The sequence below is a fragment of the Cohnella zeiphila genome (genome assembly GCF_014212055.1).
GTDB classification, from domain to species: domain Bacteria; phylum Bacillota; class Bacilli; order Paenibacillales; family Paenibacillaceae; genus Cohnella; species Cohnella zeiphila.
Window position 1 is genome coordinate 208,409 of sequence record NZ_JACJVO010000002.1, and the last position, 18,611, is coordinate 227,019.

Below are 18,611 nucleotides of genomic sequence, written 5' to 3' on the forward strand. Positions count from 1 at the left end.
CCTCTTTACGTTGGTTGATCTTGCTGGTCGCGGTCGTAAGCCTGGATAATCTTCTGCACCAAAGCATGGCGGACGACGTCCTGCTCCGAGAACGCCACCATTCCGATCTCCGGAATATCCCGCAAAATGCGCTGGGCCTCGATCAGCCCGGACTTTTTTCCTTTGGGCAGATCGATCTGCGTCACGTCGCCGGTAATGACCATATGCGAACCGAAGCCGAGCCGTGTCAGGAACATTTTCATCTGCTCGGCCGTCGTATTCTGCGCTTCGTCGAGAATGACGAACGAATCGTCCAGCGTCCGGCCGCGCATGTAGGCGAGCGGAGCGATCTCGATGAGTCCCCGTTCCATCGCCTTGGCGACGCCGTCCGGACCGAGCACGTCGTTCAGCGCGTCGTACAGCGGCCGCAAGTACGGATCGACCTTCTCCTGCAAGTCGCCGGGCAGAAAGCCCAGGTTCTCGCCGGCTTCGACGGCCGGGCGGGCCAGCAGGATGCGCTTGATCCGGCCGTCCTTGAGCGCGGCGACGGCGGAGACGACCGCCAGATACGTCTTGCCGGTGCCGGCCGGTCCGATGCCGAAGACGATATCCTTCTTGCGGATCGTCGTGATGTAATGCCGTTGGCCGAGCGTCTTGGGGACGATCGGCTTGCCGCGGAACGTCGTGGCGATCTCTCCCTTGAACAGGGAGAGCAACTGGTCCGCTTTCAATTCGCGGGCCAGCTCGTGCGCATAACGGACGTCGCGCTCGCTAAGCGACAAGCCGCTGTGAATCAGCTGCAGCAGCGTGTCGAACAACTGATGAAGCGAACGGACCTCGGATTCGGAGCCTTCGATGACGATCTCGGCTTCCCGGGAATGGATCGAAGCCTCCGAGTCCGCCTGAATCAGCCTTAGGAACTTGTCCTGCGGACCGAACAGAGCCAGTCCTTCCGCCGTGCTACGAAGCGGGATCGAGATGATGGATGTGGTTTCCGACAAAAAGCCTCATTCCCCCTGAATCGCTTGACCTGGAAGTTGGTTCGTCTGAACGATTGGACGTTCGGAGACGATGGATTGTTCAACCTCGAATAAAACTTTTATCATCACTTTACCATTCTCCGTTTGTTCATGCAAAATTTTTTCCGCGCGGATGACGGCCCCTTTGCCGCTCTTGGCGAGCAGCTGCTTCCTCGCCTGGGCCAATCCGGCTTCCTTCGCCTGCTCCGCCGTCAGCGTCTGCTCCTGATAGACGACTTCCTGCTCCCGCTCGTCCCAGGTCCCGAACGGCAGCGTCCATTTTCCCCACGCCAGGCGCTTGATGTCGGAACGGTAATCCGACTTTTCGAACGGCTTCAGCTTGTAGCCTGTTATTTGCAAGGCGCGATTGCCGATAATGAGGTACTTGCGATCGTTCGCGGCTCCGGTGTAGGCTTGGGCTTTGCGGACGAGCGGCGATACGATGTCGTATTCCTGCCAGACGAGCCCGCGCACCTCGCCTTTGGAGACGACCGCCTTCGTGCGGTCCCCTTCTCCGACGATGCCGGAGATGAGCACGTCCCCTTTGCGGACGCGCTGGTTCGTCTGCACCTTCGGACGGCCGTTCTCCGCTACGATATACGTGACGACGGCGTCATGAGTGGCAACCAGGTCGCGCGGCGATTCCGGCGCCGTTACGTCCGGCTTCTTCGCCTCGACCACCGTAATGTCGATGCTCGTCCCGTTCCGCTCCACGCCGACCCAGGCGGCTTCCGGCAGGCGGCCGGCGATACGGTCGGCGATCACCGAGGTGTCCGGCAGACGGAACGACCATTGGAATTTGTATACGCCCTCGGCTTTGGCCGCGGCGAGAACCTGGTCCGCCGACATGCGGCTGATGCCCTCCACCTTCACGTTCCAGATCAGCGTCGACAGCACGTAAAGGGCGGCGACGAAACCGATCAGGCCCCCCGCGAATGTCTTGCGGCGCGACAGGCGGGCCATCTGGAACGGCAGGCCGTGCCGTTCCATGACTCTCGTACGCCCTTTGGCTCGGCGCAGCAGCGGCCGCAGGCGAAAGTAGTCCGGGACCGTGACCCGGAACACCAGCTTTTCGTCCTTATCGTAATAGAGATCCCACAGCTCCAGCTTGTCCGCCAGCGCGGCGTTCAGGAATGCGCCCGGCTGTCCGGCGGCCAGCTTGACCGTCACGAAGCCGCGCGCGTACTGAATCCAGCTTCCCTTCATCCCTGCCCCATCCTTCCCTCGGCCGCGCTCCGCGGGGAGCCTGTCCGGCCGCTCGATGCGCGTCTGCGGCGTTTCCGCCGCGCTTGCGATCAGCCCGGCGGAAACGCCTCCTTGCTTAGCAGCACGCCCGTTATCCGTCCTTCCACCAGCACTTCCTCGGGCCCGATGTTGCGGATCGTCAAATCGCGGCCCGTCACTTCCAATTCGCCCTTCTCCATGGCCAAACGGAGGGAATCCGACGCGAAATGAAGCACGCCGCGATGATTCTCCACCGTCAATTGAATGCCTCCGATCAGCGTCACCCGCGGGAGGTCGAGCACGACGTCCTGCGGCAGATCGAGGACGCGTGCGGTCCAGTTGCGCAGTTTGCGGACGAGTCGCGGCATGACGCGCCCCCCTCCTTTACCGTAAAACATATGCGGCGCATGCCTCGATTATGAAGCGGCGGAAATGCCGGCGATGAGGAGTTCGCGGCAGCTTTTCCCGGGATGGCGTGCCATAAGCGCGGTCTTCTGCTATGATCGATTGATATAGAGGGAGGCGGATCGGCATGGCAACGGTCGAGGAGTTCGGCAATTTGGACATTCGCATCGGCACGATTACGAGGGCGGAACCTTTTCCGGAAGTGCGCAAACCGGCGATCAAGCTGGAGATCGACTTCGGAGAATTGGGAAAGAAGCGGTCATCCGCGCAAATTACGAGGAGATACGATCCTGCGATATTGGTCGGCCGCCAGGTGGCTGCCGTCGTCAACTTTCCGGTCCGCCGGATCGCCGGATTCGAATCGGAAGTATTGGTTCTGGGAGGCGTGCCGGAGGAGGGCGACGTCGTGCTGCTAAGGCCGGACGAGCCCGTTCCGAACGGAACGCCGATTGCTTGAGCATGGCGGAATATATCCCCCAAAAGTGACGTGATGCTTCGAAGCTTTTTGGGGGAGCCCCCGTTATCCACAGGAAATCAAGTCGCATCATTTCCGAAACAACAAAAAGGCTTCCGAATCCGCTGATGATGCGGATCGGAAGCTTTTTTTGGCGCTACCGCCGCCGAAACGGCTTGCGGGCGCGGGGCGGGCCGAGCACCTCGGCCATGACGACGGCGCGAGCGAGCTCGTCGCGCGACCAGCCGGCCGGCGCGCGTTCGGCCGGCGATACGCCGCGCTCCGGCGAAGCGAGCGCCGCGGCCAGGCCGGCGCGAGCGGCGGACGAGGCGGAGGTCGGCGACCCGGTCATTGCCGGTGCGGAAGACGGCGCAGCGGAAGCGCCGGGAGCCGGGAACGCGGCCGGGGGCGTCGCGGGCTCTATCGATGCGGCCGGCGAATCAACCGGTTCCGGCGCGAGAGGATCCCGGCGTTCGATGCCGGGCTGCGGCGCCGGTTCTTTGTCTTCGTGCGGCCGTTCCCGGGGCCGCAACGGCGCCGGCGAGGACGTCCGGCGCGTCATCGGCCCCGGGAAGCCGCCGCCGCCGAAGTCCGGCATCCGCGAAACCGGCTTTCGCTTCGCCGGGCCCTTTTCCAGCGGCGATTTTTTGAAAAACAGGCTGTAAATCAAACCGACGGCGATGATGATCAGAAAGTAGTAGCGGCCGAGAAAGTCCATCGCCTGTTCCATCCCGGTCAGCGTCCTTCCTGGCCGTCGCCCGTTCCGTCGGTCTTACCGCCGATCGAGCCTCTCATTTGGGTGTCGGCTTCGAGATTTTTCATATTGAGGTAATCCATCACGCCCAGCTTGCCGCCCTTCAGCGCTTCCGCCATCGCGAGCGGCACCTCGGATTCCGCCTCGACTACCTTCGCCTTCATCTCGACGACCTTCGCCCGCATCTCCTGCTCCTGGGCGACGGCCATCGCGCGGCGCTCCTCGGCCTTCGCCTGGGCGATCCGCTTGTCGGCCTCCGCCTGCTCCGTCTGCAGATGCGCGCCGATGTTCTTGCCTACGTCCACGTCCGCGATATCGATCGACAGAATCTCGAATGCGGTCCCCGAATCCAGCCCTTTGTTCAGAACGGTTCGCGAGATCAAATCCGGGTTCTCCAACACGTCCTTGTGCGAGTTCGAGGAGCCGACGGTGGTGACGATCCCCTCGCCTACGCGCGCGATAATCGTCTCCTCGCCGGCGCCGCCGACGAGGCGGTCGATGTTGGCCCGAACCGTAACCCGCGCCTTGACCTTCACTTCGATGCCGTCTTTGGCCACTGCCGAAACGATCGGCGTCTCGATGACGCGCGGGTTGACGCTCATTTGCACGGCCTGCAGCACGTCGCGGCCCGCGAGGTCGATCGCCGCCGCGCGCTCGAAGACGAGCGGGATATTCGCCCGCTGCGCCGCGATCAGCGCGTTAACCACCCGGTCCACGTTGCCCCCGGCCAGAAAGTGGCTCTCCAGCTGGTTGATGGTCAGGCCCAATCCGGCCTTCGTCGCCTTGATCATCGGGTTGACGATGCGCTGCGGAATGACTCTTCTCAGCCTCATGGCCACCAGCGTCAAGATGCTGATGCGCACCCCGGAAGCCCAAGCCGAAATCCACAGCATCAAAGGGAAAAAGCTGAGAAACACGATCAGCGCAATGACGACGACAGCGATGATGATGAGCAATTCCACGTTTCCGTTCATAGGTTTCCTCCCGAAAGGGTCAAATTTGAACTTCCTTCACGACAATCTTCGTGCCGTCCGCCGCCGTAACCCTGACGCGGCGTCCCGCTTCCACGAATTCGCCGGACGTGACGACGTCGACGCGGTCTCCCTCGAACTCCGCGACGCCGGCGGGACGGAGCGCGGACAGCGAGACGCCCTCTTTGCCCAGCCAGCCTTCCCGCGGACCGTTCGGAACGTACCCGAGCTCCGCCGTCAGCTGTTCGCGCAGCACGAACCGGTTCCAGATCCCTCTGCTTCTGAAAAAATAGGCGAAAATCGCCGCGAGCGCCAGCGCGACCAGAGCCGCCCAGCCGAGCGAACGCAGCGCGTCGCCGGTATCGTAAGCGGCCATTCCGATGCCCGTCGCGACGCCGGCTACGCCCAAGATGCCGAGGATGCCGAAGCTCGGCACGAACATCTCCAGCACGAGCAGAAGGATGCCGAGCAGGAAGACGACGAGCGCTTCCGCTTCGGCGAAGCCCGCGACGAACTGACCGAAGAAGTACAGGCCGAACGCGACGATGCCCGTAATGCCGGGAACACCGAAGCCCGGCACGAACAGCTCGATCAGAATGCCGGCAAGGCCGACGATCAGAAGAATCGTCGAGACGCCCGGGGAGACGAGCGCCTGCGACGCCTTCTCGGCAAGGCTCGGCTCGATGCGAACGATCCCGGAAGCGTCCGCTCCCCGCCAACGGATCGCTTCGTCGACGCTCCCGGCGACGGCATCGGCATAGCCGACCTTGCGCGCGTCTTCCGCCGACAGCGACAAAATTTGGCCCTTTTCCTTCGTGATCCCGAGCTCCTTGATTTCGATCGTGCGGTTCGGATCGACCATTCCTTCCGCGATCTTCGGATCGCGGCCGTTCAATTGCGCCGCCGCGACCATCTCGCTTGTCCAGAACGAGACCGTTTTCGGACTTTCGACCGCGTTCCCGGAGGCGTCAACCACCATCGCGGCGCCGATCGTGGCGCCGGGCGCCATCGCGATGCCGCCCGCGTTCAGCGCCAGATACGCGCCTGCCGAAGCGGCTTTCCCGTCCACGTATGCGATCGTCGGCACTTTCGACTCCCGAATGCGCTTGCCGATCCGGTCGGCGCTCTCCAGACTGCCGCCGGGCGTATCGATCTCGAGCACCGCGAGCGACGCCCTCGCCTCTTCGGCTTCCGTCAGCGCCCTGTCCACGAACGAAGCCAGTCCGCGCTCCACCTTCATCTTGACCGGAATAACGTAAACCGCCCCGCCGCCCGGTTGAACAGATGGCTCGGCCGCGGCGGCCGCCGCCCCGGGTAAGACCATGGCGGCAAGCGCGATTAGCGCCGTTAGCATGAGCAGCAGCGTTGCCGCCCGGCTAGGGACGGAATGTCGGTTCAATGGCCTCTCTCCTTTCGCTCCCGGTTCGGATTAAGCTGATATACGATATTTTTGCGCATCCGGTTACAAAAAACGCGGTTTTCGGGCCCTTTTACGCAAAAAGCGCTCCTCTTACGAGGAGCGCCCTGCTTATCGTTGTTTGGGGAAACTTATTGCAGAAGCTGCTGGACGTATTGATTGACGAGCTTGCCGTCGGCGCGTCCTTTCACTTTCGGCATCAACGCTCCCATTAACTTTCCCATATCCGCCTTGGAAGAAGCACCGGTCTCTTGAATGGTCTGCTTGACAATAGCTTTGATCTCTTCTTCGGTCAGTTGCTGAGGAAGGTATTGAGCGATGATGTCGATTTCCGCAATCAAATCCTGAGCCAGATCGTCCCGGCCGGCTTTCTGAAATTCCTGGAGGGAATCTTTGCGTTGTTTGACTTCGCGGCTCAAAATATCGAGCACTTCATTATCATCAAGCGGACGGCGCAAATCGATTTCCTGATTTTTGACCGACGCACGAACCATACGAATCGTGGAAAGCCGGAACTTGTCCTGAGCCTTCATCGCTTGCTTCATGTCTTCGTTCAAACGTTCCGCGAGGGTCATGTTGCCAATTCCTCCTAGAACTTGCGTTTACGAGCCGCCTCGGACTTCTTCTTCCGCTTGACGCTCGGTTTCTCGTAGTGCTTGCGTTTTTTCAGTTCCGCGAGAACGCCGTCTTTCGCGATCGATTTCTTAAAACGGCGGAGTGCAGCGTCGAGTGATTCATTTTTGCGAACTTTCGTTTCGGACACCAGTTATCCCTCCCTCCGGAACAGACCACAACACACGGTTATCAAACCTCATTATAGGCGAAGAAGAAAGGGAGTGTCAACTTTCCGGACGCGCAGTCAAGCATCTTATTCCGCGGCGGACGGTTTGGCCACCAGCGGGCCGAGCGGCTCGCCTCCGAGCACGTGGTAATGAACGTGGAAAACGACCTGGCCGCTGTCCTTGCCGATGTTGGTGATGACGCGATAGCCGCTCTCCGCGATGCCGGCGTCTCGCGCGGCCTGCCTGGCCGCCAACGCCACCCGGCCGAGCAGCTCCGCATCCTCGGGGCCCGCTTCGTCCAGAGAAGCGATATGCTTCTTCGGGATGACGAGCAGATGGACGGGCGCTTGAGGCTGAATGTCTTCGAACGCCAAAACGTGCTCGTCCTCGTACACTTTCCGCGACGGAATCGAGCCTTCCGCGATCTTGCAAAACAAGCAATCCATATGTACTCAACCTCCGCATATGATCGTGCCTCTATCATACCGCAAACGGCAACGGCTCGTCCAACCGGCGGGATGGCCTCGCCCGTCGAAGTCCCCGACCGTTTGGCTTGCGGCCATATCGACGATCTCCGCTATCGGCGCGAATATCACTTGGCGTTCAGTGCGGACGCCAAATCCTGCAACTGCTTGACCGTTTGCCCCGCAGGCCCGACCCAATCGATCCCCGCCTCCATCTGCCGGAAACGGTCGTCGCCGGTCGGAACTTCGTACTGTTTCAGCGTCGTCTCGAGCTTCTCCCCGGCGTCTCCGATCTTTTGGAGCGTGTCGAGCTCGTCCTGCGTCAGCGGTCCGTCGTGATTGCCGATCGGCTCCAGCTTGCTCCAGATCGTCTGCATGGCGGCGGAGACGGCCGACTCCGCTTCCTCCTGCGTCTGTCCCGATTGAACGCCGGATTCGGACAAAGTCTTGCCGCATGCGCTCGAGACCGGCGGAACCTGGCCGATCCGCTCCTTCACGGCCAGGCGGTCGACCGCCGCGGCGGTGCCCGATAGCGCCCGGGCATCGTCCTTCAGAATGCCTGCATAAGCGAGACAATCATTGTAGCCTTCGGCCAGCCTCTTTCCTTTGTCGAGCTTGTCCGCTTGCCCGTCGATCAGGAGACGGGACAGCAAAATGACGATCAGCGTCGCAAGGACCGTCGCGATCAGCAGCAAAATCGGGACGGTGTAGGTTCTTTTTCCGGACATTTCGAGAACTCCTTCTTCAATAAGACTGGAACGGAATGCTTGCCGGTTATCCCGGATTCGGGCGCGCCGATGCCTCCCCTGGTCCTCCGCGCGCGCATCTCCTCACAGCAGACGGACCGCGCAGCCGCCTTCCGTAAAATAAACGAAGCCTTCTTTGACCGGGCGGCCCAAGATGCGCCCGATCGCTTCCGCATACCGCTCAAGCTGAAACCGGTGCTTCCGGGCCGCATGCTCCCATCCTTCGGGCACCTCCCGGTCGGTCTTGTAATCGATCAGCACCAGTCCGTCCTCTTCGGGGAACAGGCAATCGATGACGCCTTGGACAAGCACGGGTTCGTCCGCGCTTTCCGCCCCTGCGTCCGGGTAAGCGGCCGAAGCGGGGATGCCGTAGCTGAACGGAACTTCGCGCCACGCTTTTTCCGCCCGGCAGAGCCGCTCGTAGATCGGGGTCCGGCAAAACGCCGCGATCGACTCCGGGTTCACCGCTTCCCGCTGCTGCGGCGTCAGGATGCGGCGTTCGACGAGCCGACCGAGCAGGTCCTCGACTTCCGCCGGCCCGGTTCCGGGCGCCAGAGGCAAATGCTGCATGACCAGGTGGACGATCGAGCCGCGTTCGGCCGGGGTCAGCGAGTTCTCCGACAGAAACCGCGGACGGCGGAGCCGGAACGTTCCGGCGGCCGTGTCGGGAAGCTCGTCCTCGTCACGCGCGAAGCGCTTCTCCTCAGCCGCCTCCTCCTCGTCGGACTCCGGCGAATCCGCCGCAGCGTAGTCTCCGGCCAAACGGCGTTTCATCGCCGTGATGGACGTTTTGGCCGCGAGCCGGGCGGATTCCGCCTTCGGGTCGAACCACGACAGCGCTTCGTAAGCCCGAAGCCCGGCTTCGGTCGTCTCGGCCGGAACCGGCTTCAGCTCCAGCGCGAGGTTCCAATACGGCTCATCGCCCGCCTCTTCCGGAAGACCCGCCGCTTCGGAGCGCAGGTATGCAGATGCCGGCACGACGCGGCATTTCCACGGAACGCGGGCGGGCGAAGTCCCTGCCGAAGCGCGGCCGGCATCGTCCGAAGCGGCAGCCGCTTGAGCTGCGGATCCGGCAACGGCTTCCGGCATGAGCGCTCCGGCGTCATGGCCCTCGGGCGACCAGCCCTCCCCGGCCAAGGCCGCCGCAGGCCCCAACCAATCCAGATAGCGGTTCGCGGCCGACACCGCGTAATCCGGCAAGCCGGACGCGGAAGTCGAGGCCAGTCCGCTCCACCGTTCCAGTTCCTTCGCGGCATCTTTGACCGAGCCGATCAGAATCAGCTTCTCTTTGGGCCTTGTCAACGCCACGTAGAGCACCCGCATCTCCTCGGCCAGCATCTCCGCCCTTAGCTTCCGCCGGATCGCCAGCTGCGGCAGCGTCGGATAGGCGACCCGGGTCTCGGGATCGACGAGCTTCGGGCCGAAGCCGAGTTTCTTGTGCTTCAGGAACAGCCCGTTCAAGTCCTGCTTGTTGAAGGAACGACCAAGTCCCGCCACGAACACGACCGGAAATTCCAGCCCCTTGCTCTTGTGGATGGAGACGACCCGGACGACGTCCTCCTGTTCTCCGAGCGCGCGCGCAGCGCCCAGGTCGGCGCCCGTATCGCGCATGCGGCCGAGGAACCGAAGGAACTTGAACAAGCCGCGCGAAGCCGAGTTTCGCTCGAACTGGCGGGCGCGGTCGACCAGCGCCCGCAAATTCGCCTGGCGCTGAACGCCGCCGGGCAGGCCGCCGACGAAGTCGTAATAGCCCGTTTCGCGATACAGCATCTCCAGCAGATCCCCCAGCGGCTCCCGGCGGGCGAAGCTGCGCCAATGATCCAGCGCCGCCAGAAAAGCGGACAGCTTGTCGGACAGCTCCCGGTTCTCTTCGGCCGTTCCCGCCGCGGCGGCCCGAACGGCGTCCCAGAACGAAGAGCGGCGGCCGTGCAGCCGGATTCTCGCCATCTGTTCCGCCGATAAGCCCACCAACGGGGAACGGAGCACGCCGGCGAGCGGTATGTCCTGGTCGGGATTGTCGATCAGATTCAGCATCGAGAGCATGACGTCGACTTCCGTCGCCGCGAAGTAGCCGGTGGCCAAGTCCGCGTAGGCGGGGATGCCGGCGGCTTTGAGCTCTTCGAGCACCGCCGGCGCGAGCGCGGTCGCCGCCCGCAGCAGGATGACGATGTCCCGGTAAGCGAGAGGGCGGTACAGCTTGCTCCGTCCGTCGTAGACGGCGAACGGTGCGCCGCCGCTTTCCTTCCCGCCGCTACCCATGAGCCGCTTGATCTCGGCGGCGATGCAGCGCGCCTCGAGCTGCGCCGCTTCCAGTCCTTCCTCCGCGCCGGGCAAAGCGTCCGTCTCGCCGCCTTCCGCCGCCGGCTCCTCTTCCCATTCCCGGCCGTCCTCTTCCGGCGCGCTCCGGTCGAGCAGGATCATCTCCACGGCGTAAGGGGAACGCCCCGCCTCGCGGGGCGCGCCGCTTAAACTGCCGCCTCCTTCATCACGGGAACTGGCGTAAATATCGACATCAGGATAGCCTTCGCCGTAAATCAGCTCCGCGCGCCGGTCGTAGTCCATCTCCCCGACTTTCTCGCGAAGGATCAGCCGAAAGACGTGATTGACCGCGTCCACCACTTCCCGGCGGCTGCGGAAATTGCGGGCCAGATCGATCCGGACGCCGGCAGAATCCGGTCCCGGCGCTGGCGTCGTCGCTCCGTCCCGCTTCCCTCCGTCGCCTCGCCCGCCTTCCTCTGCTTCGGAACCGCCGCGCCCTTCGAACCCTCCCCGGGACCAGACGTCGTAAGACTTGTACTTGCCCAGAAACAGGCCAGGCTCCGCCAGCCGGAACCGGTAGATGCTTTGCTTGACGTCGCCGACCATGAATACGTTGCCGGGACGGTCGCGGGCGATCAGCGACACGATCGCCTCCTGCACCTCGTTCGTATCCTGGTACTCGTCCAGCAGGATTTCGGCGAACCGCTTCCGGTAATCGAGCGCGGCAGGCGAAGGAACGGTCCGTTCCGGCGTCGAGGCCGGATCCCGCAAAATCCGCAGCGCATAGTGCTCCAGGTCGCCGAAGTCGAGCAGCCCTTTTTCCCGCTTGGCCGTCTCGTAACGCTCTCCGAACGCGCAGGCGAGCTCCGCCAGCGCGGCCATATCCGGCGCCGCCGCCCGCAGCTCCGCTGCGTACTGCTCGGGCGAGCGGACGAACCATTCCTCCGCCAGCCGGGCTACCGCTTTCTTGGCTTCGTCGCGCAGCGCCTTGACCTTCTCCTGCAAACCGGCGTCGTAGTCGTCGCCCCGGCAAGGCTTCAGCCTTCCGAACGAACAAGCTGCGAACGCGCCGTACCAAGTCTCCCAGGACCCGGTCCGGACCGCTTCGAGAACCGATTCCACCGCGCCCAGATCGTCTGCCAGCGTAACCGCGTAAGGCTGCGGCCCGCCCGGGCGGCCGGCCGTTTCCAGCCCTTCGCGAAGCAGTCCGGCCGCGCCCTCCAGCGTCAAGATGACGTCCGCCCTCATGCTGCCGACCCACTCGGTCGCCGCCAATTCCGCCGCGTCCGCCACCCGGAAGCGGGCCGCCGTTCCTTCCAGCCACGCTTCAGGCCACGGATGGCTGCGCGAAAATTCATGCAGCCCGAGCACCAGCCGGTGAAGCTGCTCGTCGCTGCGCTCCCCGCCGAAGCGGTCGGCGAGCCGGGCCAGCGTCCCTTCCTCGCCTTCCTCTCCGTACCTTTCCTCGAAGAGAGCGTCCAGCGTATCCATACGCAGCAGCTCCGCTTCCGTCTCGTTGGCGATCCGAAAACCCGGGTCCAGTCCGATAAGCGGAGAATAGGCTTCGATGACTTCCATGCAGAAAGAATGCAGCGTCGTCACGGACGCGCGTGGCAGCAGCGCCAGCTGCTTCTTCAGATGCGAAGAGTCCGGACGCCCCTCGAGGGCGTCTTCCAGCGCCACGCGAATGCGCTCCTTCATCTCCGCCGCCGCGGCTTTCGTGAACGTGGCCACGAGCAACGAATCCACGTCGATCGGCGACCGCTCGTCGGCGATGCGGGAGATGATCCGCTCGACCAGCACCGCCGTCTTGCCGGATCCCGCGGCCGCCGCGACGAGCAAGTTCGCGCCGCCCGCCGCGATGGCGGCCCACTGCTCGTCCGTCCAGCGGCTTCCTTCCGGCCTGGCGTACGTCGACGCCCACGAATCGCTCATCGCCCGTCATCCCCCTCTCCCTGCCGGCTCAGCCACTGCCAAGCCTCGTCCTTGCTTCCCGGCTTCGGCAGCCACTGCGTCCGGTTGCCCTCCACTTGCCCGTCGAACTGGCATACCGGCCGGAATTCGCATACCGAGCACGGACTTTTCTTGTCGAGCCGGTAAGGCGCGATCGCGACGTCTCCCTCCACGATCCGCTTGCCGATCCGCTTGATGCTGCTGCGCACCGAACGGCGCAGCACGTCCCATTGGCCCTGGTCCGCCACTTGCGAACGCGAGCCGAAGGAACCGTCCTTCTTGAATTCGACCGGAACGATCGCCGACTTGCCGCCGTCCGCCAGCGACCGGTCCATCAGCGTCACCGCTTCTCCGTCCGCCAGCAGCAGCCCTTGCATCCGGAACTCCTTCAGCAGCGCCAGCTCCGCCTCGCGGGGATTCATTCCGTTCGACGTATGTAACAATGGATTATGCACGTGAAAATAGAGCACGCCCGCCGGATGCGCGGGTCTCCCGAGCCAGTGGGGCGCGTGGGAGACGACGACGTCCAGGTAGGTCAGCATCTGCAGCGACAGGCCGTGCGCCACTTCGTCCAGCTTCAGCTTGACCGCGCCCGACTTGTAGTCGAGAATGCGCAGCAGCAGCCCTTCGGACGTCTCGGCGGCGTCCACGCGGTCGATGCGGCCGACGATATCCATCCAGCGGCCGTTCCCGAGCGGGAGCGACAGCGGCGGCAGCGCTCCCGCGGGGCCGAAATCGACCTCGAGGCCGACGGGCCGGAACGCCGAAAGATTCGCTTGCCGCCCGAGCATGGCGGACGCCCTTGACACGATATCCCGCAGCTTGCGGGCCATCGCCTGATGGCGGTTCGTCGACAGCAAAATTTGCGACTGCACCTTCGGCAGCAGACGCTCCACGGCGGCCGCCGCCTCGCCCTGCCATCTGGCGATCTCCTGGCCGGCCGGCCCTTCCGCCAGCAGCTTCTCCGTCGTCTGGCGCAACGCCGCGTGGAACAGCTGGCCGATATCCGGCGCGTCGACCCGGTACAGCCTTCTCTCCTGCAGCCTCAGCCCGTGCGAGGCGAAATGCCGGAACGGGCAGGCGACGAACCGCTCCATCCGCGAAACGCTGGACAGCAGCCGCTCTCCGTACAGCAGCAGGCTGGTCTCCTCCGACAAGGGCCGCTCTTCGTTGCGATATTGCAGCGACGCCAGCAGCTTCTCAAGCCGCGGCCGCCACTCCGCCCGCTCCGTCAGCCAGCGGTAGACCTGCCACCAGCCCGGCGCCAGCTCGCCTCCTTGCCGCCAGTGCCGCATCCGGGCGATCAGCAGCGTCAGCGCCCTTCCCGGACGGACCGCGTAGGCAAGCTGATCCTCTTCCGGCTCTCCGGGCTGCGGCTCCGCCGCCGGGTGCTCTTCCCTTAAACCGGGGAACTTCTTCTTCAGGGCGCGGATCAATTCCGAAGGCAGCAGCCCCTGGCCTTCCTCGCCGGCGAGCGGGTAGCTGATCCACAGATGTCGCGACGGCGTCGACAGCGTCCAGTACGCCAGGAAACGCTCGTCCAGCAGCCGTCTGCGCGCGCCGGGAGCCATGGCCGCGCCCGAAGCGGCCAGCGTCTCGCGCTCCTCCTCCGACAGCAGCCCGTTCTCGCGGATCGTCATCGGCAGGACGCCGTCGTTCGCGCCGAGCAGGTACAGAACGGCGATCCGGTCCGAGCGGGTCCGCTCCGGGCTGCCGACCAGCACCGCGTCGAGCGACGGCGGCACCGCCCCAAGCCTCAGCCGCTCCAGGCCCGCATCGATCATGCCCGCGAACAAGGCGAGATCGGCGGGCTCGCCGCCGGTCATCTCGACCAGCTGGTCGAGCAGGTCCAGCACGCCGTCCCAGAGCGGACGGTGCAGCCGGGCCCGGCCGGGTTGTCCCGCCGCCTCGTCGGCCGCGCTCCACGCCTCCAGCCGGTCGGCCGCCGCGGTCTCCTCGAGCAGCGAGAACAACGCCTCGCAGAGATCCCGAATGCTGCGCGCCTTCCTGCAGCGCTGCTCCAGCCGCTTCAGCGGCCCGACGACGGCGTCGCGGACCCGCTTGAGCTCCTCCAGGCGCCGGTCCTCGCCGCCCTCCTCCTCCGCTTCCAGATCGCCGCGCCCGAGCGGGCGCCAGACGCGGTCGTCGTGCCAGCGCCAGCCGTCGATGCCCGCCGCCAGCACGTAATTTTCCAGCCGGTCGACGTCATCCCGGGACACCGCCTCGTCCTCCGACCGAAGCAGATCCGTCTTCGCGCACCGGAGAAGAGGGTCCGCCTTCCAGCCCGATACGACGGTCTCCAGCGCCGAGCGGACGAACTCCGTCAGCGGATGATGCGCGGCCGTCACCTTCCCGTCCAGATAGAACGGGATTCCGTAATCCTCGAACGTGCGGGACAGCAGATCGGCGTAGTCCTCGATCCGGCGCACGAACACGGCCAGCTCCCGCCATCTCGCTCCTTCTTCCCGCACGCGCCGCAGCATATCCCGGGCGACGGCGTCCGCCTCCGCCCGCCGGCTGGCCGCCGCGTGCAGCGACAGGTCGCCGTCCGTCCCGAGCGACGCCTGATCGCCCGGCCATTTCGCGCGGTCCCCGTATGTCGCCTCCAGATGCGCCAGCGCCGGGCTGCCCGCATAGCGAGGCGCCACGAGCGGCCGCAGCACGACCGGCGGCTCGAGCTCCGCTCCCGATGCTGCCGCCAGCTGGCACAGCCGCCCCGACGTCTCCGCCGTCGGATGGAACAGCTCCAGCTCGTCCGGACGCTCCCCGGCGCCGTAAGGGCGATCCAGGCACAGCGCCGCCGTCACCCGCCCGGTCCGTCTCAGCAGCGCTTCCAGCACCGCGTATTCGCTCGGCGTAAACCCATGGAAGCCGTCCAGCCAGACGTGGGCGCCTTCCAGCAGCGAAGACGCCGCCGCCCCTTCGGCCAGCCTCGCGAGCGCGTCCTCCCCGTCCAGCCATTTCCCGGCCAGCTCGCGGTCCAGATCGCCGAACAGCAGCGACAGGTCGTGCAGCTTGTCCGGCAGCAGCCCGTCCGAGCCCGCTTCCGCGACGCGTTCCGCCAATTCCTTCAATCGCTGTCCGTCGGTTCCGTACCGCTTCCATTCCGTGTACAGATCGCCCAGCCGCTCGACCAGCCCGGCCGCCGACGAGCCGCCGCGAAGCAGCTTGAGCTCCGCCTTCCGGCGGACGAGCGCCTTGTGCAGCAGCATCGCCTTGCCGTTCTCGTTGATCGGCACCGCCGCCAGCCCGCCGGTCTCCTGCATGACCCGGAACGCCAGCCGGCGAAAGCTGAGCACCTGCGCCCTCAGGAAGCCCCCGAGCCCCGGCGTCGTCGCCATCGCGTACTCGGCCTGGAACGTCGCCTGCTCCGGCACGAGCAGAATCAGCGGCGGCCCTTCCGGATCTTCCTTCAGCCGCTGCCGGATCTCGTCAAGACAATATCTCGTCTTGCCGCTTCCCGATCTTCCGATCAACAATCTGAGCGTCACAGCCGCCATCCTCCCGTCCGTCTCTCCGACCTCCATTGTACCATATCCGGCCATGGGCACACACGTTCGTTCGACAATTTTCGGATCGGCCGGTCCTATCTACTGATATATTTAGTTTATTATTAATTTATTTATATTTTTATAAACAAACTGTCATTTCAATCCGTCTCTCTTCATAAAAATATCGTTCCATCTTTCTAATCAAACGGTTGAACCGTGCATCGCAAACAGCTATATTGTTAATATATTGATTAACTTTTCGACTTCTCTGACTTCGGAGGTTTTTTATGAATTTGGACGTGTCCGAGAGATCGCTGCCCTTCTACGAAGCGATGGCCAGCGGCGTCAGGCTGCAGCTGATCCAACTGCTCGCGAAGCAGCCGATGAACATCCGCGAACTGGCCGAAGCGGTGGGCCTGAGCAGCGCCATTATGACGATGCATGTCAAGAAGCTGGAGAAGGCCGGCATCGTGCGCACCGACATGCTGCCCGGAAGAGGCGGCCTGCAGAAAGTCTGCTCGCTCGCGATCGAACAGGCGGAGATCGTTTTTCCGAACAAAATGGAAAATATCCGCGAGTACCACGAAAGCTTTATTCCGGTCGGCCACTATACCGATTTCTCGGTAGAGCCGACCTGCGGCCTCGCCACCGGCGAGAAGGTGATCGGGGAACTTGACGATCCCCGTTATTTTCTGGATGCGGAGCGATTCCAGGCGAAGATCCTGTGGTTCAGCGAAGGGTTCGTCGAATATAAAATCCCGAACTTCCTGCTCTCTACGGAGAATCCTAAGGAGCTGCTGATCTCGATGGAGATCTCCTCCGAAGCTCCGCTGACCGATCAGAGGTGGCCATCCGATATTTCGTTCTGCTTGAATCAGGTCAAGCTGGGCACCTGGACCAGCCCGGGCGATTTCGGCGACAAGCGCGGCAAATACAATCCACCCTGGTGGCCCGACGATATCAACCAGTACGGCCTGCTCAAGCATCTGACGATCACCCGGGACGGCACGCGCCTGGACGGCAAGCCGCTCTCGGACGTGACGCTGGAGCAGATCGGCGTCCGGGACAAGCAATGGACGTTCCGCATCTCCTGTGACAAGGACGCGGGACATATCGGCGGCGTCACCCTGTTCGGCAAAGGCTTCGGCAATTACAACCAGGATATCGTCCTTCGGCTATATTACGAGAAAGCGGTGCCCGCCAGCGAGACGTTCCGCGAATAGGAGGTCGCAATAGCGAAAAAGCAGACTCTTCAGCCCTTTCGCTTCCCGATAGGAAGTCGGAAGGGCCGTGTTCGTGACACGAGACATTTCCCATGGACCGCGTCGGGAGTTGGCCATGACGAAACAGGCCCAATCCGGCACGTTCAGCGCCCTAAGTTCGCGGATTCGCGTTCGTACTCGTTTCCATTGCTTCCACAGGCACATGCGCAGCCGTCTGCGAATCCAGCCGTCGAATTGTACAAGATGGCTCTTCGCGGCAGCCAGTCGGAAATAGCCTAGCCACCCCATCATATAGCGATTCAACTGGTTTATCCGCTCTTCCATCGGCAATGGCCTTGTGCGGCTCGTCAGTTCGCGGACTTTGTCTTTGAACCGAGAGATCGTTTTCGGGGCCAGCCGAATCGTCGCCTGCTTGTTGCTCAGGAAACTAAACCCCGGAAACTTGCGTTTCCAAGGCCGTGCTACCGCGCTCTTTTCCCGGTTCACTTTCAGTCTCAGCTTTCTTTCGGCAAAGTGAATGACCGACGCCATGACCCGTTTTCCGGCGCGTTTGCTTGCGACGAAGATGTTGCAGTCGTCCGCATAACGGACGAAATGCAGCCCTCTTCGGGTAAGCTCCTTGTCCAGGTCGTCCAGCAAGATGTTCGCCGGCAGCGGACTGAGCGGTCCGTCTTGCGGCGTCCCTTCTTCCGTTCGCTGGCATCCCCCGTTTGCCATGACCCCAGCGTTCAGGTAGGCACGGATCAGCTTCAGGACGCGCTTGTCCGTTACCTTCCTGGCTACACGGGCCATGAGCATATCGTGGTTCACCCGGTCAAAGAACTTCTCCAGATCCATGTCCACCACCCAGCGCAAATCGCTTTGGATGTGGGCCTGTGCCTGCCTCACTGCATCATGCGCACGCTTTCCCGGCCGGAAGCCGTAGCTGCTCGGAGAAAATTCCGCATCGAAGATCGGATTCATCACTTGCAGAAGGGCTTGCTGGAGCAGACGGTCCATCACGGTCGGAATTCCCAGCCCCCGTTCGGGACTTTCACCCTAGAGATGGCGCCCATGCTGGGCGTACAAATAAAAAGCCGGAGAGGCCGCTTTCGCCTCTTCCGGCTAACCGATTCCCGCCCATCCTTCGGGTCAGGAAATATTCAGATACAGCTTCGTGCCGTCTGAAAATTTAAAAATCGCCGCGTCCGACCAAAGCTCGACATCGGTCGTCTTTTTCCACTTGCGGCGGAATTCCAAATCAAGCTCCATTTCCTTCATGCGTTCATTTAACCTTCTACGGCTTTCCAGCCGATGGGCTTTGTTCATTAAAGGAACGGTGCGATGACCGAAATGTAACGATTCCATCCATTCCACTCCCTTCGCCAACCCTATCTCTCTTTTTACAGATTAACGAAGAGTCATTAGAAAAGTTACGGGTTTGCAAACTCATATTTCCTTAACATTTCTTCATCTTTAGCGCCGAGCTGC

At 63.1% G+C, this 18,611-nt stretch carries 15 protein-coding genes and 1 pseudogene; 2 read left to right on the forward strand and 14 right to left on the reverse strand.

Annotated features, from left to right (window positions below; all coding sequences use genetic code 11):
- Positions 1–5 precede the first annotated feature (5 nt).
- The 3 genes from H7C18_RS02210 to yqfC form a co-directional block, all read right to left on the reverse strand.
- Entirely contained in the window at positions 6–980 is a 975-nt protein-coding gene (locus tag H7C18_RS02210) for a PhoH family protein (protein ID WP_185127373.1), read from the reverse strand.
- A gap of 6 nt (positions 981–986) precedes the next feature.
- On the reverse strand, positions 987–2,204 hold the full coding sequence (yqfD, locus tag H7C18_RS02215) for a sporulation protein YqfD (RefSeq protein ID WP_185127374.1): 1,218 nt from the start codon (positions 2,202–2,204) through the stop codon (positions 987–989).
- A gap of 89 nt (positions 2,205–2,293) precedes the next feature.
- On the reverse strand, positions 2,294–2,590 hold the full coding sequence (gene yqfC / locus H7C18_RS02220; RefSeq protein ID WP_185127375.1) for a sporulation protein YqfC: 297 nt from the start codon (positions 2,588–2,590) through the stop codon (positions 2,294–2,296).
- 164 nt (positions 2,591–2,754) lie between these two features.
- Here yqfC and csaA point away from each other — a divergent pair, with 164 nt between their 5' ends.
- Positions 2,755–3,084 (forward strand): chaperone CsaA, encoded by a 330-nt coding sequence (gene csaA / locus H7C18_RS02225; protein WP_185127376.1) that lies wholly within the window; start codon positions 2,755–2,757, stop codon positions 3,082–3,084.
- A gap of 154 nt (positions 3,085–3,238) precedes the next feature.
- Here csaA and H7C18_RS02230 read toward each other — a convergent pair whose 3' ends face one another.
- The 9 genes from H7C18_RS02230 to addB all read right to left on the reverse strand — a co-directional run bounded on the left by H7C18_RS02230 (position 3,239) and on the right by addB (position 15,927).
- Positions 3,239–3,811 carry a hypothetical protein gene (locus tag H7C18_RS02230; RefSeq protein ID WP_185127377.1) on the reverse strand — a complete coding sequence of 191 codons (573 nt, stop codon included), beginning with the start codon at positions 3,809–3,811 and terminating at the stop codon, positions 3,239–3,241.
- 5 nt (positions 3,812–3,816) lie between these two features.
- On the reverse strand, positions 3,817–4,809 hold the full coding sequence (floA, locus tag H7C18_RS02235; protein ID WP_185127378.1) for a flotillin-like protein FloA: 993 nt from the start codon (positions 4,807–4,809) through the stop codon (positions 3,817–3,819).
- Positions 4,810–4,828: 19 nt separating this feature from the next.
- Positions 4,829–6,205 carry an NfeD family protein gene (locus tag H7C18_RS02240; protein WP_238357407.1) on the reverse strand — a complete coding sequence of 459 codons (1,377 nt, stop codon included), beginning with the start codon at positions 6,203–6,205 and terminating at the stop codon, positions 4,829–4,831.
- A 149-nt stretch (positions 6,206–6,354) separates the two neighbouring features.
- Complete coding sequence (locus H7C18_RS02245; RefSeq protein ID WP_185127379.1) at positions 6,355–6,798, reverse strand: GatB/YqeY domain-containing protein; 444 nt, start codon at positions 6,796–6,798, stop codon at positions 6,355–6,357.
- A gap of 14 nt (positions 6,799–6,812) precedes the next feature.
- Positions 6,813–6,986, reverse strand: a complete 174-nt coding sequence (rpsU, locus tag H7C18_RS02250; RefSeq protein ID WP_027091135.1) for a 30S ribosomal protein S21 — start codon at positions 6,984–6,986, stop codon at positions 6,813–6,815.
- Positions 6,987–7,091: 105 nt separating this feature from the next.
- Positions 7,092–7,451: a histidine triad nucleotide-binding protein gene (locus H7C18_RS02255; RefSeq protein ID WP_185127380.1), complete on the reverse strand. Its 360-nt coding sequence runs from the start codon at positions 7,449–7,451 to the stop codon at positions 7,092–7,094.
- A gap of 146 nt (positions 7,452–7,597) precedes the next feature.
- The gene (locus H7C18_RS02260; protein ID WP_185127381.1) at positions 7,598–8,197 is read right to left on the reverse strand and encodes a hypothetical protein; all 600 of its coding nucleotides are present in this window, start codon (positions 8,195–8,197) and stop codon (positions 7,598–7,600) included.
- Between the two features lie 102 nt (positions 8,198–8,299).
- A complete protein-coding gene (locus H7C18_RS02265) occupies positions 8,300–12,409 on the reverse strand; it encodes a UvrD-helicase domain-containing protein (RefSeq protein WP_185127382.1) in 4,110 nt (1,369 codons plus the stop codon).
- On the reverse strand, positions 12,406–15,927 hold the full coding sequence (gene addB / locus H7C18_RS02270) for a helicase-exonuclease AddAB subunit AddB (RefSeq protein WP_202886912.1): 3,522 nt from the start codon (positions 15,925–15,927) through the stop codon (positions 12,406–12,408). The genes H7C18_RS02265 and addB overlap by 4 nt, the downstream gene beginning before the upstream one ends.
- A gap of 278 nt (positions 15,928–16,205) precedes the next feature.
- On the opposite strand from addB, the gene H7C18_RS02275 reads away from it, so the two are divergent.
- Positions 16,206–17,141: an ArsR family transcriptional regulator gene (locus H7C18_RS02275; RefSeq protein ID WP_185127384.1), complete on the forward strand. Its 936-nt coding sequence runs from the start codon at positions 16,206–16,208 to the stop codon at positions 17,139–17,141.
- Here H7C18_RS02275 and ltrA read toward each other — a convergent pair.
- Positions 17,094–18,164: pseudogene (gene ltrA / locus H7C18_RS02280) on the reverse strand (group II intron reverse transcriptase/maturase); the annotation flags it as partial. The gene H7C18_RS02275 and the pseudogene ltrA overlap by 48 nt on opposite strands.
- A 108-nt stretch (positions 18,165–18,272) precedes the next feature.
- Entirely contained in the window at positions 18,273–18,509 is a 237-nt protein-coding gene (locus tag H7C18_RS02285; protein WP_185127385.1) for a hypothetical protein, read from the reverse strand.
- Between the last annotated feature and the right edge of the window lie 102 nt (positions 18,510–18,611).